17 protein-coding genes and 1 other RNA gene are annotated in these 14179 nt (G+C 35.6%); 14 read left to right on the plus strand and 4 right to left on the minus strand.

What is annotated here, in order from left to right; translation table 11 throughout:
• Positions 1-110 precede the first annotated feature (110 nt).
• From dnaD to NLJ82_RS08015, 3 genes are read left to right on the plus strand one after another with little or no spacing between them, the layout of a single operon-like run.
• Positions 111-818: a DNA replication protein DnaD gene (dnaD, locus tag NLJ82_RS08005; RefSeq protein ID WP_000728540.1), complete on the plus strand. Its 708-nt coding sequence runs from the start codon at positions 111-113 to the stop codon at positions 816-818.
• Between the two features lie 15 nt (positions 819-833).
• The gene (gene nth, locus NLJ82_RS08010) at positions 834-1481 is read left to right on the plus strand and encodes an endonuclease III (protein ID WP_000933025.1); all 648 of its coding nucleotides are present in this window, start codon (positions 834-836) and stop codon (positions 1479-1481) included.
• Between the two features lie 3 nt (positions 1482-1484).
• Positions 1485-2003 (plus strand): YpoC family protein, encoded by a 519-nt coding sequence (locus NLJ82_RS08015; RefSeq protein WP_000442680.1) that lies wholly within the window; start codon positions 1485-1487, stop codon positions 2001-2003.
• Between the two features lie 23 nt (positions 2004-2026).
• Here NLJ82_RS08015 and NLJ82_RS08020 read toward each other — a convergent pair whose 3' ends face one another.
• Both NLJ82_RS08020 and recU read right to left on the minus strand, forming a co-directional pair.
• Positions 2027-4705 (minus strand): PBP1A family penicillin-binding protein, encoded by a 2679-nt coding sequence (locus NLJ82_RS08020; RefSeq protein ID WP_254754651.1) that lies wholly within the window; start codon positions 4703-4705, stop codon positions 2027-2029.
• Between the two features lie 65 nt (positions 4706-4770).
• On the minus strand, positions 4771-5373 hold the full coding sequence (gene recU, locus NLJ82_RS08025) for a Holliday junction resolvase RecU (protein WP_000155592.1): 603 nt from the start codon (positions 5371-5373) through the stop codon (positions 4771-4773).
• 103 nt (positions 5374-5476) lie between these two features.
• On the opposite strand from recU, the gene NLJ82_RS08030 reads away from it, so the two are divergent.
• Positions 5477-6502, plus strand: a complete 1026-nt coding sequence (locus tag NLJ82_RS08030; RefSeq protein WP_041185207.1) for a DUF2515 domain-containing protein — start codon at positions 5477-5479, stop codon at positions 6500-6502.
• A gap of 123 nt (positions 6503-6625) precedes the next feature.
• On the opposite strand, the gene NLJ82_RS08035 is transcribed toward NLJ82_RS08030, so the two are convergent.
• Positions 6626-6802 carry a hypothetical protein gene (locus NLJ82_RS08035; RefSeq protein WP_001982922.1) on the minus strand — a complete coding sequence of 59 codons (177 nt, stop codon included), beginning with the start codon at positions 6800-6802 and terminating at the stop codon, positions 6626-6628.
• A gap of 85 nt (positions 6803-6887) precedes the next feature.
• On the opposite strand from NLJ82_RS08035, the gene NLJ82_RS08040 reads away from it, so the two are divergent.
• Both NLJ82_RS08040 and NLJ82_RS08045 read left to right on the plus strand, forming a co-directional pair.
• A complete protein-coding gene (locus NLJ82_RS08040; RefSeq protein WP_001252039.1) occupies positions 6888-7130 on the plus strand; it encodes a hypothetical protein in 243 nt (80 codons plus the stop codon).
• A gap of 15 nt (positions 7131-7145) precedes the next feature.
• On the plus strand, positions 7146-7490 hold the full coding sequence (locus NLJ82_RS08045; RefSeq protein WP_000872959.1) for a YppE family protein: 345 nt from the start codon (positions 7146-7148) through the stop codon (positions 7488-7490).
• A 25-nt stretch (positions 7491-7515) separates the two neighbouring features.
• Here the strand turns inward: NLJ82_RS08045 and NLJ82_RS08050 are convergent, their stop codons facing one another.
• Positions 7516-7707 (minus strand): YppF family protein, encoded by a 192-nt coding sequence (locus NLJ82_RS08050; protein ID WP_000242664.1) that lies wholly within the window; start codon positions 7705-7707, stop codon positions 7516-7518.
• A 177-nt stretch (positions 7708-7884) separates the two neighbouring features.
• Here NLJ82_RS08050 and NLJ82_RS08055 point away from each other — a divergent pair, with 177 nt between their 5' ends.
• The 8 genes from NLJ82_RS08055 (at position 7885) to NLJ82_RS08090 (ending at position 14097) form a co-directional block, all read left to right on the plus strand.
• Positions 7885-8355, plus strand: coding sequence for a YppG family protein (locus NLJ82_RS08055; protein WP_000487707.1), 471 nt, complete (start codon positions 7885-7887; stop codon positions 8353-8355).
• Positions 8356-8510: 155 nt separating this feature from the next.
• Positions 8511-8933: a CotD family spore coat protein gene (locus NLJ82_RS08060; protein WP_000546264.1), complete on the plus strand. Its 423-nt coding sequence runs from the start codon at positions 8511-8513 to the stop codon at positions 8931-8933.
• Positions 8934-8989: 56 nt separating this feature from the next.
• Positions 8990-9544: an SLOG family protein gene (locus NLJ82_RS08065; protein ID WP_000862921.1), complete on the plus strand. Its 555-nt coding sequence runs from the start codon at positions 8990-8992 to the stop codon at positions 9542-9544.
• Positions 9545-9641: 97 nt separating this feature from the next.
• Positions 9642-9980: a cell division regulator GpsB gene (gene gpsB, locus NLJ82_RS08070; protein WP_000622430.1), complete on the plus strand. Its 339-nt coding sequence runs from the start codon at positions 9642-9644 to the stop codon at positions 9978-9980.
• A gap of 87 nt (positions 9981-10067) precedes the next feature.
• Positions 10068-10458, plus strand: an RNA gene (gene rnpB / locus NLJ82_RS08075) — RNase P RNA component class B.
• A 180-nt stretch (positions 10459-10638) separates the two neighbouring features.
• Positions 10639-11778 (plus strand): THUMP domain-containing class I SAM-dependent RNA methyltransferase, encoded by a 1140-nt coding sequence (locus NLJ82_RS08080; RefSeq protein ID WP_000521234.1) that lies wholly within the window; start codon positions 10639-10641, stop codon positions 11776-11778.
• Positions 11779-11839: 61 nt separating this feature from the next.
• Entirely contained in the window at positions 11840-12022 is a 183-nt protein-coding gene (locus NLJ82_RS08085) for a DUF3921 domain-containing protein (RefSeq protein ID WP_000376895.1), read from the plus strand.
• Positions 12023-12159: 137 nt separating this feature from the next.
• Positions 12160-14097 carry an ATP-dependent DNA helicase gene (locus tag NLJ82_RS08090; protein ID WP_000493702.1) on the plus strand — a complete coding sequence of 646 codons (1938 nt, stop codon included), beginning with the start codon at positions 12160-12162 and terminating at the stop codon, positions 14095-14097.
• The last annotated feature ends 82 nt before the right edge of the window (positions 14098-14179 follow it).

Genomic DNA, 14179 nt, shown 5'->3' on the forward strand with positions numbered 1-14179 from the left:
TATTAATGTAATACAAAAACCTTCCTACATAATAGGGAGGTTTTTTTGACGAATTGTGGCAAAAAGAAATGGCGAAAGGTGTGTTATACTAGAGAGCGAGGTGTTTGGTGATGAAAAAGAAAATGATGTTACAGTGGTTTGAGCAGGGAAGCATTGCAATTCCAAAATTACTTATGATGCATTATAAAAAATTAGGGTTAAATGAAACGGAATTTATGGTTGTACTTCATGTACATACATTTTTAGAATCGGGCAATTCGTTTCCGACTCCGTCAGAGATTTCAGAACGGATGACGATTACCGAAATGAAATGTATGGAAGTAATTCAGGCATTGATTCAAAAAGGTTTTTTATCACTAGAAGGTGGACAAAAATCAGAAGCGATGATGTGTGAAAGTTATTCTTTACAACCGCTATGGGAAAAAATATTGCATTTCTTAATGAATGAATCAATAGAGGAAGAACAAAAAGAAATAAAGCAATTGCAAGTAAATTTATATACAGTATTTGAAAAAGAATTTGGAAGACCACTTTCTCCATTTGAATGTGAAACGTTGGGAATGTGGGAAGATCAAGATCAACATCATCCGAATTTAATTCAAGCGGCCCTCAGGGAAGCTGTAATGAGTGGTAAGCTTAATTTCCGATATATTGATCGTATTTTATTTGAATGGAAAAAGAATGGTATTAAAACAGTAGATCAAGCCCAAAACCAAGGACGGAAATTTAGAGCAAATCAACAACGAACGCAGCAAACGACAAAACAAGAGACGAAATTTACTGGAAAAGTGCCTTTTTATAATTGGTTGGAGCAGTAATGTAGGAGGAAGTATATGTTAAATAAAACGCAAATTCGCTATTGTTTAGACACAATGGCGGATATGTACCCAGAAGCACATTGTGAATTAATTCATGATAATCCATTTGAACTAGTAATCGCGGTAGCATTATCTGCACAATGTACAGATGCACTTGTAAATAAAGTGACGAAAAATTTATTTCAAAAATATAAAACACCAGAAGATTATTTAAGTGTTTCGCTAGAAGAATTACAACAAGATATACGTTCTATTGGTTTGTATAGAAATAAAGCAAAAAACATTCAAAAATTGTGCAGAATGTTATTAGATGATTACAATGGGGAAGTGCCGAAAGATCGAGATGAGCTTACGAAGTTACCAGGTGTAGGTCGGAAAACAGCAAACGTAGTTGTTTCGGTAGCGTTTGGTATTCCGGCAATTGCTGTTGATACGCATGTAGAGAGAGTGAGTAAACGGTTAGCGATTTGTAGATGGAAAGATTCGGTGTTAGAAGTAGAAAAGACATTAATGAAGAAAATTCCGATGGATGAATGGAGCGTTACACATCACCGTATGATTTTCTTTGGACGTTATCACTGTAAAGCGCAGCGACCACAATGTGAAGAGTGCCCTTTACTAGAAGTATGCCGAGAAGGAAAGAAGCGAATGAAGGGGAAATAAAGGATGGAGCGAGTGATAGAAATACCGAGAGAATTTCGGTGCTTACCATTTTTTAAAGAAAGTATAAATTCGATTGCGTATTATACAGAACAGTCATTTGAAGAAACAATACAAAAGACTTATTTTATATATGATATGGAAAGACAATATGAGCCGTGGAATGAAATTGAAAACAGTATTCCGGTACTATTGAATGTATGGAAAAATAAGCATGAGGACATTGCTACTTTATTTCGAAACAGAAAGAAACAAGAAGCTGAAGGTCCGATGATTCTTTTTGCAGCACATTTATTATCAATTGTATATTGGCTAAACGAGCAACCTGTTCATTGTTTGAACAAAATGGCAGATTACACGAGTAAGTTGGAAGTACAACCAGTTAATTTTATAGAGCGATATTCGTTCATTATAAAGAAACCGAATAATTATCATTCTTATATTCAGTTAGCGCAGTTGTATATTGAAATAGAAAAGCTATATGTAAAGAAAATGATAACAAAAAAGAAGTCCTATTCTCGTTAAGAGAAAGGACTTCTTTTTTTGTATTAAGACTCTGTTGTAACAACATTTCCGTCTGCGTGAGGTGTATCTTCGCCGGTATTTTGTTGTTGTTCTTGTTGTTTCTTAGCTTCCTCTTCAGCTTTCTTTTGAGCCTCTTCTTGCTGTTTACGTTGTTGTTCTTGTTGTTTCTTAGCTTCTTCTTCAGCTTTTTTTCTAGCTTCCTCTTCAGCTTTCTTTTGAGCTTCTTCTTGCTGTTTAAGCTGCTGCTCTTGTTGTTTCTTAGTTTCTTCTTCAGCTTTTTTCTTAGCTTCTTCTTGTTTTAGTTTATCTTCATTAGCCTTTTTCTGAGCTTCCTCATCGGCTTTTTTCTTAGCTTCTTCTTCAGCCTTCTTCTTAGCAGCCTCATCTTCAGCTTTCTTCGCGTCTGGAGTTCCTCCAGGCGCAGTGAAGGATGCACCAACGGCCGGGCTTGTTCCAGTACCTTTTTTCGCTACTACAGAGAAGCTATAAGTAACACCTGGTTTAATACCACCAAGAGTAGCTGTCGTACCTTTTATTGATAAACTACCGCTTGAACCGTCAGTCGCTTTATAGCTTGCGGCATACGCATCAACTTCTGCTGGTCCAGACCAGTTTAGTGTAACTGTGCTAGCGCCATCGAAAGTGACATTAAGACCACTAGGTGCATCTACTTTAATTTGTTTCACTGCATCCTTTTTAGCGCCTTTTACATACAATTCACCATTTAATTCTTGTACAGAAGAAGGGCGTTCGAAACGAGTTTTATCTGTAGCGAATTTACTCATCATTACTTGGAACATTTGCTGTGCAATTCTAGTATAACGATCACTAATGTAGTTTTCTGGGCCATTTTTTTCGTACCCAGTCCATACTGCCATTGTATATTGCGGTGTATATCCAGCGAACCAGCTATCTCTGTTTGCATCAGCTGGAATACCATATTCTTTTATAACGTCTGCATCAAAGTTTTGTGTTCCTGTTTTACCGGCAACATCAACACCTGAAACGTATGCTGTTGGACCAGTACCGCCAGAACCAGGTTTTACGACGTCACGAAGAACGTCAGTCACCATGTAAGCTGTGTAGTCTTGCATCGCACGTTGTTCTTTCGGTTTAAAACTTTTCTTTTTCCCATCTGGGAAGGTAACTTCTTTTACGAAGTGCGGTTTATTGTAGTTCCCACCATTACCAAAGGCTGCATATGCACCTGCTACTTGTAATGGTGAACTATCGTTACTACCAATTGCTGTTGATTCAAATGTTTTGCCGTCTTTAAATGTCATACCTAAACCTTCAGCAAACGCTTGTGACTTAGGAAGACCAACAGCTTGGGCTGTTTTTAAAGCTGGGATGTTTAATGACTTTTTCAAAGCTTCACGTAGTGAAACGTCACCTTTGTAACTATTTGTTGCATTTCGTATCTTTTTACCATTGGAATACGTATACTCTGAGTCATTTAATTGATGGTATGTAGACCATTGTAAATTTTCAATTGCTGGGCCGTAGTCAAAAATTGGTTTCATTGTTGAACCGACTTGGCGTTTTAAATCGGTAGCCATATTATGACCTTTGAAAGTAGACTTACTTCCTTTACGCCCAGCTCCAATTGCTCGAACTTCACCAGACTGTGTATCCATAAATACGAACGACCCTTGGAATTGATCATTCGGATACTTAATAAGATTGCCATCCATAATTTTTTCAGCATAATCTTGCGCATCTTGATCAAGTGTTGTATGAATCGTTAAACCATCTGAACCAATATTTACATCAGGATATTCTTTTTCAACTTCTTTTACAACCGCATCTAAAAATGCTTGATACTTCATCTCAGTTATTTCTGAAGACGGTTGAAGACCCTCTGTTACTGGAATCTTAACTGCATTATTCATTTCTTCTTTTGTTATATAACCATGTCGATTCATTAATGACAATACGACATTACGACGATTTGTTGCTCGTTCAACATTTTCCTTTTTGGTTGGATCATAAATGTTTGGACCTTGGGGTAAACCAGCGAGCATAGCAGCTTCATGTAACTGTAAGTCTTTTAAATCTTTTCCATAATATTTTTGCGCTGCTGTCGCAATACCATATGAACGGTTACCTAAATTAATCTTATTTAAGTACATTTCTAAAATCTCATGTTTAGAGTATTGTTGCTCTAATTTGTAAGATAGGTACCATTCTTGTACTTTCCTCTTTGCAGTTTTGTCCATCGTTAGAAAATAGTTTTTGACTACTTGTTGTGTAATCGTACTACCACCTTGAGATCCGAAACCTCCAGTGACATTTTCCATAACTGCTTTTGTAGTTCGTTTAAAATCAATACCATTATGATCATAGAAACGTGAGTCCTCAGTTGCAAGGAATGCATTTTCAACTACTTTTGGAATTTGATCATACGTAACGTGGGTTCGTTTTTCAGCACCGTATTCATAGAAAAAGTTCCCATCTTTATCAAGAAACTTTGTTGATAAAGGATTGACGAGTTTTGATTTGTCTAATTTTGGAGCATCCTTCACCATAACAAAGAAAGCGGAAACGCCAGCTACAAGACCAACGATACCAAGAAGTAGACAACCTATAAGGAATTTTTTAAAAAAGGAGCCTTTTTTCTTTGGTTTTTTCTCTGTATTTGTTTCTTGCTTTTGATTTTTTACATGATTTCGTTCTGTACGAGAACGATAATTATCTGACATTATACTTTCTCCTACCTTTCATTCTCTCCCCAAAAGTCGAAAAAAGAGCCTTAGTGATGACTCTATCACGAAAAATAAACCGTGTCTAGTACACGGATATAATCAATCCGAGGGTGATAACCGCATGATAATAAAGATCCATGCTCTTCTATTTCTTCTTTCGTAATCGATTTTCTTCCACCTGTATTTTGACGATTCCAAAATGCAATAATATGTTTTGCATCTAATAAATAAAGTTCATCAAAAAGTGTAAATTTAATAATAACAAATGCAATTCCATTATGAGCGATTACTTGCTTCATATGCTCAATTTGATGAAGGTGGAAGTTTTGAAGTGGAAAACTCGTTTTATTTTTTGTTTCTTTCGCTTCAAAATCGATGTATTTCCCTTTATATACACCGTTGTAATCTGTTGTAGAAGGTTGTTTAAAATACGCTTCTTTTACCACTGCAGCACTTCGAGCGGGGTAATCTACTTTTACAATTTGAAGAGGTGTAGGTTTTTTATGTACGCATGCAATATTATGGGTTAAGTAATATTCATTCGTTTCATTCAATTCCTCTTCAAGGGACATACCTCTGTTACTATAAGTATGTTTTTTAATTGGTGTTTTATGAGGTTGTGAAGCTTGATTGTACCGTTTTCCATTTGGGTAACGAATGGTCATAGTGTGTCCACTCCCAACTTGCTAAGAATTACTTACAAAGGTGATTATAACAAAAAATGAAAAAAGATGTGACCTTTTTGCAGAAAGGTATGATGACTTATTCATGTTTACATGGAATGATTATGAAAAAATTAAACAATATCGTAAAAATACGGTCTGTACAGAGAAAGAAAAAACAATGGTTTACAACATGAAGAGGGAAATAGAAATAGCTAATATGGACAACATTTCTCGAACGCAGTGTTATCAAGAATATTATGTAAGAAATAGTGAAATTAGGTGGGCTTTTTTAGCGAGTATGGTCTCGAGAAATGCGGGGTGGAATATGACTGATTTACAAGGGAGGTATTATGCTACTGTTTTACCTCAAACAGTAAAAAAACATTTGTTTTTGACTTATGAAGAAGCGAATTGGATTATTTTTTTAGATGCATTTCCTCAGCTGTTGTTATACGAAGAAAGTAAGAGGAGGCAGATCCCACTATTCCATTTGTTACAATATTTTAACGTATCCATTTTTATGGAAAAAGAATGGATATATTTTTGGGAGAAAAAAGATATAAATAGACTTATGACAGCGCTTATTATAAATGAACAAAATAAAATTCAAAAACCAGTTATTGAGAATGCATACTTTAAAAAACATGTATTCCATACAGCCCTTTTTAAATTACAAGAAATGTTCCATATTAGTGCCGTTATATTCCCAACCGTTGAAGGGAAGGTGTATGGTTTTTCAGTTTATCAATTTGAAACGTTACAGAAGCGTATAGAACTAGGAAAGAAATTAGCAGCGTTACTGTTCCATCCGAATTACAAAAGTTTATTCCATAGATTTGCATCGCAAACGATACACACAGGATCAAGAGCAGATTATGAATGTTATGTAAGTGAAGCTAGAAAATCTTGTACACCAGCTCTTAGAGAAGTTTATCCTGCTGTTGCACATGATGAAATAAGTATGAGAGATTGGTTTTGTAGAGATACGGAAATAAATGAACTATTTTTACGAGAAGAGTATACGGGTGAAGTTGATATAACAGAATGGTATAAAAGAAAGAGGGAGCAAATCTATATTGCTTCCACCGTAAATCGTTTTGTTAAAAGGATGGATGAGTTCGTGATATAATAAAAAAGAAGTCCCGTCTTCATAAATGAAGACGGGACTTCTTAATGTGAAGTAACCCTACTATGCGTGGTAAACATTTAATCTCAAAACGTAATGAATATAAGAGATTAAAGAAGTTTCACTTTATGTAGCAGGGAAGTTTGGACCATCTAATTTTGGATTGCCAGTTTCGGGTTTATTTTGTTTATTTTGTTTTTTCTTTTTTTCGTTTTTGTTCTTTGCCATTTTCATGCACCTCCTTTTTGTATTGTTACCATTTCTATAAATGACATACAAAATGATTTCTTTGACGAATAACAACTAGTTTTGTCATGTGGGCAGGAGTGAAGAATCATTCGGCGAAATTACATGACAAAGGAAAAGCAAAGAAGGAGGCGTTTTGTATATGGCGATGGTTCAGAAGGAAGATGTAATGAAAACAATGGATCAAATGTTAAGTTCTCTCGATTTGCTGGAAATGAATATAGGGATTAGAATGAATCATGCATTAAAGGATAAGAGTGAAAAAATATGCAACAAGATAGAAATAACAGAAATGCATATTGAGCATATGGAAAATAAATTAGTGCATCACGAAGAAAAAGGGAATTGGGTGAAGGCATTTCAAAACGTCGTAGTGAGTGCATAATAAGGTGGGAATAAAATGAAGTATGAAGCATTAATACAGTCTTCGGAAAAACTTATGCAACATAATAATGAAGCAAATGTGAAAAAAAGAGAAATGATTGAATACGATTTTTACAAGGATATGAAACCGTTTGTAGATATGGTAGATGAGGAATTAAAAGTGTGGAAAGAATTAGCTTATGAATGGATTAAGGAAGAAAAACCGAAGTATATACATGTACAGCAAATTGATCAAGTGTACGATAATTTACAAACAAATGTGTTGCAATGCTTTGTAAATAAAGGTAAAGGTAAGCGATTCTTTGAAACGCATCAAGCCATTTCGTATACTTTGCAAAATATAATTGAGCAATGTAAGTAACAAGAGGGGAAACCCTCTTGTTTTTTTATGCTTCTGTCACTGTTGTAGGTTTTGTTGCCCCGTTTATTTCTAGTTCTTTTATTACTGTTCGGTAATCTGAAATACATATTTTCCCTTCGAGATACCAATGTCTCGCAAAGTCTAACAATTCATTTACATTCTCTGTGTAATACCCCTTTTTTTGAGAAAACGCTTGTTTTAAATCCCCTAATACCATGTTGATTCCTCCCCCATGAGAATCTTCTTCTTTTTTATCATAGCATGGAAGGGTTTTCTTTTATAATTTTTTAAAAATTTAAACTTCCGACAAAAATAGACAGATACTCCGTCACACAAATTATTTTACAAGTACATATTATATATGTAGAAACTTATGTGAAGGAGGAGAGAATGCATGTTTCAACAATCTAACGTATATCAGCAATCTAATCCATATGCACAGCAAAATATGTACCAATATAATACGGATACATATTTACGTTATAATATGTATCCTTTCGAGCCTCATTATGGAAATCAAAATTATTACCAGCCATTTGAAGTATCGTTTATGAATCAACCGCAGCAACCGTATATGAACCAACAACCGCAACCTTATATAAATTCACAATATTATATGCCACCACCATCTCCCTATGGCAATCAACAAGCGATGTTTTATCCACCAAAACAACCGTATCCGACACAAAATAAACAAAAGCAACAGCAGCAACCAAGCCAATTTTCTAGTTTTGTTTCCCAATTTAAAAATTCAGATGGTAACTATGATGTAAATAAAATGATGAATACAGCTGGACAAATGATGAATGCGATGAATCAAGTGACAGGTATTGTAAAGCAAGTGGGAGGCTTTTTTGGTAAGTAATGTCGAAGGTTTGTCTATAAAAAGCATTGGATAGAAAATCAAAGACTAGACAAATTTCCTTAGAATAAATGGGTATATATAACAAGCGGCTTACCCTCTTTTCTCATACTGTAAAGTGTAATCAGATTTTTTTTATGAGAGAGGAGAGAAAAACTATGCATCATTGTCATCCTTGCTTTGGAGGGCATAAGCCTACAGGACCTATTTGTACAACTGCTCCTGTCATTCATCCGACGAAACAATGCGTAACACATTCTTTTTCAACAACGGTGGTGCCACACATTTTCCCGACGCATACAACACATGTACATCATCAACAAATTAAAAACCAAAACTTCTTCCCGCAAACAAATTCAAATGTAAATGTTGTGGACCCAATCGACCCAGGATTCGGCGGATGTGGACCATGTGGCCATGGTCATCATCACCACCACGGTCATCAAATATCCCCATTCGGACCAGGACCGAATGTATCACCGTTTGGACCAGGACCAAATGTATCTCCGTTTTTACCAAACAATGTATCACCAGTAGGTCCGAATATTGGACCAAACGTTGGTGGAATATTTAAAAAGTAAATGATATGTTAGAACTAGCGAAATGCTAGTTCTTTTTTTGTAATTGGAGTGTTGATATGAAAGTTATTGCAGTAACAGGCTATAAGCCATTTGAACTTGGAATATTTAAAAATGATCATCCAGGAGTAGAATGTATAAAAAAGGCGCTGCGTCGTAAATTAACTGCTTTTGTAGAAGATGGGTTAGAGTGGGTTATAATAAGTGGCCAGTTAGGTGTAGAATTATGGGCTGCTGAAGTTGTTTTTGAAATACAAGTAGAATATCCAGATTTAAAATTAGCGGTATTTACTCCATTTTTAGAACAAGAAGAAGGTTGGAAGGAAGATAACCGTGAATATTACGAATTTATTCTCTCTCAAGCAGACCATGTTGATAGTATCACAAAACGAAAGTACGAAAGCCCAGAGCAATTTAAATTAAAAAATCAATTTTTTATTGAAAAAAGTGATGCACTTTTAGCTGTATATGATGAAGAAAAACCAGGGAGTCCTAAATATATTGTAGAAGCGGCAAAGAAAAAAGGAGAAATAGAAAATTATCACAGTTATTTCATTCTTTTTTCCGATTTACAAGATATAATAGAAGAGGAACAGTGGAATAATGCTGAGTAATATGTAATATAGTACTCGTATATATGATTGACAAAAAGCATTGTTTCTGAAAAAATTTAGTTAATGAAAGTTTTGGCAAAAATTTGAGGTGAAGAAAATGATTTCGGATAAAATTAAATTAACGGCAAAAGATATTTTAGAAAAAGAATTTAAAACAGGTATGAGAGGTTATCAACAAGAAGAAGTAGACAAGTTTCTTGATATGATCATTAAAGATTATGAAGCTTTTCACAAGGAATTTGAACAATTAAAGCAACAAAATGCTCGTTTAAAGCGTGAATTAGAAGAGCAAAAGCTAGCAGCAACGCAAGTTCCACAACAACCAGTTGTACAAACACCAGTTGCACAACCAGTATATAACAACACGAATACGGACATTTTAAAACGTTTATCGAATTTAGAAAAAGCTGTATTTGGAAGTAAGTTATACGAATAATTTCTGGTGATAAAAAGGTTACAGCATTTTACATAGAAAAAAACATTGCAAAATCTTTTTGTTTCCACTATACTAATGGATGTCATAACGTTTGGGTAATCGCTGCAACGCCAACGTTGTAGAGGAAAGTCCATGCTCGCACGGCCTGAGATGGCTGTAGTGTTCGTGCCTAGCCAATTCATAAGCTAGGGTATTCTGGCTGTAAGGCTGGTTTAACGGCAGGGAAAAAACCTAAGTCCTTTCGGATATGGTTTGACTACCTTTAAAGTGCCACAGTGACGAAGTCCTTGAAGAAATGATAGGAGTGGAACGAGGTAAACCCCACGAGCGAGAAACCCAAATAATGGTAGGGGAATCTTTTCCAAGGAAATGAACGATGGGAAAGGACAGGTTGTATAACCTGTAGATAGATGATTGCCACCGGAGTACGAGGCGTGGGCCGTTTGCAGTACAAAGGAACAGAACATGGCTTACAGAACGTTATGAACCAACTATGAAATAACTCAGCTCTCCTTTGTTAGAGGAGGGCTTTTTATTTGTATGAAGTTATAAATGATGAGTTAAAATGGTTAATGAGAAAATTCTTCGTAAAATGTAATAATTAATAGGAGAAATAGCTATTAATTATTGTTTGAATATACATAAGAGGTGAATGCAAATGGGAAAAGTTACTTTAATCGCAACAGCGGCAATGGGTATTGAAGCTTTAGTTGCCCGAGAAGTTCGTGATCTAGGTTATGAATGCCAAGTAGAAAACAGCAAAGTAACATTTGAAGCAGATGAAAAGGCGATTTGTCGCACGAATTTATGGTTACGTACTGCGGACCGTGTGAAAATTAAAGTTGGCGAATTTAAAGCGACAACATTTGATGAGCTGTTTGAGAAAACAAAAGCATTAAACTGGGGAGATTATATTCCAGAGAACGGTGAGTTCCCTGTTATCGGTAAATCTTTAAAATCTGAGTTATTCAGTGTTTCGGATTGCCAGCGTATCGTTAAAAAGGCTGTCGTTGAAAAATTAAAAACAACATATAAACGTACAACTTGGTTTGAAGAAGATGGCCCGTTATTCCGTATTGAGATTGCAATGTTAAAAGATATCGCAACATTAACAATCGATGCGAGTGGTGTTGGACTTCATAAACGTGGATATCGTGTGGATCAAGGGGAAGCTCCTTTAAAAGAAACATTAGCTGCGTCTTTAATTAAATTAACAAACTGGAAGCCAGATCGTCCTTTCGTGGATCCTTTCTGTGGATCGGGTACAATTCCGATTGAAGCAGCATTAATTGGACAAAATATCGCACCAGGTTTTAACCGTGGTTTTGCATCGGATGAGTGGGGCTGGGTTGGTAAACAAAACTGGCGTGAGGCTCGTCAAGAAGCAGAAGATTTAGCGAACTATGATCAACCATTGCAAATCATTGGATCAGATATTGATCATCGTATGATCCGTGTTGCTCAAGATAATGCAGAAGAAGTCGGTTTAGGCGATTTAATTACATTTAAACAAATGCAAGTAAAAGATTTCACAACAAAAGAGGATTATGGCTATGTTGTAACGAATCCTCCATACGGAGAACGTTTAAGTGAAAAAGCACTTGTTGAACAACTATATAAAGAAATGGGACAAGTATTCCGTCCATTAGACACATGGTCGGCATATGTATTAACAAGTTACGAAGCATTTGAGAAGTGCTACGGAAAAGATGCATCGAAGAAACGTAAACTGTTTAACGGATTTATCCGTACAGATTACTACCAGTACTTCGGAAAACGTCCACCTCGTAATTCATAGTATAAAACTCCTCCAGCGCGCATATACTGGCTATTATGTAATGCGTAAAGGAGGAACTGATATGGATAGTTTCCAATTATCAATGATTCAAAAAGCTATTCACCGTACGTATGATGAGCTCGGAAAAGAAGTGGATAGCCAAGGTGCGATTGTAGATGAAATACAAAAAGCACAAGAAGAATATTTGTCAGCTCTTTCACATGAAACAGCGATTGATAAACGGTATTTAAAGTCATTAATATAGAAGAAAATTTTCCTTTTTCGAAAGGAAAATTTTTTTTCGTGTATTTCTATGTATTGCAACAGGGGAAAGTGGCTGCACACATATGAGTAGCAGTTGCTATATCTTTTATAGAAAAACTTTTTGGTTGGAGGCTAAGGATGTTTACTGAGAAGAGATTACCATTTGAAGTAGGGAAACAAGACAATTTTTATGATAAGTTGAATGAGTGGATTGGAGATGTGTTTTACGACATCCTTCCGGAAAAAGGCTTTGAAGAACGTGATGAACAAATTTTTATGGCGTTTCAATTAGAGCGTGCTTTTCAAGAAAAGAAAGTTATGTTCGCAGAAGCTGGTGTAGGAACCGGGAAAACAATTGTATATCTTCTATATGCAATTTGTTATGCACGTTATACTGGAAAGCCAGCGATTATCGCTTGTGCAGATGAAACGTTAATTGAGCAGCTTGTGAAAGAAGAAGGGGACATTGCTAAATTATCTGAGGCATTAGGCTTATCGGTAGATGTAAGACTTGCGAAATCAATGGATAATTATTTATGTTTACGTAAACTTGAAGATGTTATGAGTGGACGAGCTCCAGAAGTAATTGAAGATGTGTACTACGAATTACCGCAGTTTGTATTTGACCATGGTACGATGCAAAACTTTACTCACTATGGTGACCGAAAAGAATTTCCGCTTTTAAATGACGAGGAATGGTCAAAAGTAAATTGGGATTACTTCCAAGATTGCTTCACTTGTGATTCGCGACATCGTTGCGGGCAAACTCTATCACGTGAACATTATCGTAAAGCAGCAGATTTAATTATTTGTTCTCAAGATTTCTATATGGATCATATTTGGACGTACGATGCTCGTAAGCGTGAAGGACAAATTCCATTATTACCAGAAAGTAGTTGTGTTGTATTTGATGAAGGACATCTTGTAGAATATGCAGCTCAAAAAGCTTTAACATATCGTTTAAAGCAAACGATGATGGAGCAACTTTTAACGAGATTATTACAAAATGATATTCGCGAGGAGTTTGCGCATTTAGTAGAAGAAACAATTTGGCAAACAGAGCGATTCTTTGATGTGTTACAAGAGAATAAAAAAGAAATTGCTGGTTCTGATCGTTTAGAAATTACTGTGACAGAAAAAGTAACGGCTGAAGCGAAGCGACTTTATGCGAAAATTGGTGAAGTCGGTGATGCATTAGTATTTGAAAGTGAAATGCATACAGTAAACACGTATGATTTAAATATTGTTGATGAACATTTAGATGTATTAGAGCATTCACTTCGTCTGTTTATGCACGAGAAAAATGTAATTACATGGGGTGAAGAAGGTGATGGAGCTTTCACGTTAGTAATTATGCCGCGTGCAGTTGAAGAAGTATTACAAGAGAAAGTATTCTCGAAGAAAATCCCGTATATTTTCTCTTCTGCTACATTATCTAACAACGATTCATTCGCATTTACAGCAAATAGCTTAGGGGTAAAAGATTACTTATCATTCTCAGTTGCCTCCCCGTTTGATTACGAAGAGCAAATGGCAGTAAACTTACTATCTCATACGAAAGAAAATGAATGGGAAAGAAAGTGTCAATATACACTTGAAAATATACAAAAAACAAATGGACGTACACTTGTATTATTCCGTACAACGCAAGAACTTGCAGCGTTTAAAGAATATGTAAGTAAAGAACAAATGTCAGTTCCGTTCCTATATGAAGGGGACCAAGAAATTAGTCAGCTTGTTTCTCGTTTCCAAAATGAAGAAGAGACTGTACTTTGTGCCGTTCATTTATGGGAAGGTTTAGATATTCCTGGTTCATCATTATCACATGTTATTATTTGGTCATTACCATTCCCTCCAAACGATCCTGTGTTTGAAGCGAAGCGTAAGCACGTAAATGATCCATTCTGGGATGTAGATGTACCATATATGATTTTACGTCTTCGTCAAGGGATTGGCCGTTTAATTCGTACGAGCGAAGATAAAGGTGCTATATCAATCTTCTTATCTGATACAGAAGATGAGAAAGTGGTAAAAGCAGTGAAAAACGTACTACCAGTAGAAGGTAAAGAATTATAAGGAGAAAGCTTGGCGCTTGCCAAGCTTTTTTTTTATTATAAAAGGAATTTAGATTTTCATGTCGAATTAAGTTTGAGGTAGA

The organism is Bacillus paranthracis, from assembly GCF_024296885.1.
GTDB classification, from domain to species: Bacteria; Bacillota; Bacilli; order Bacillales; family Bacillaceae_G; genus Bacillus_A; species Bacillus_A paranthracis.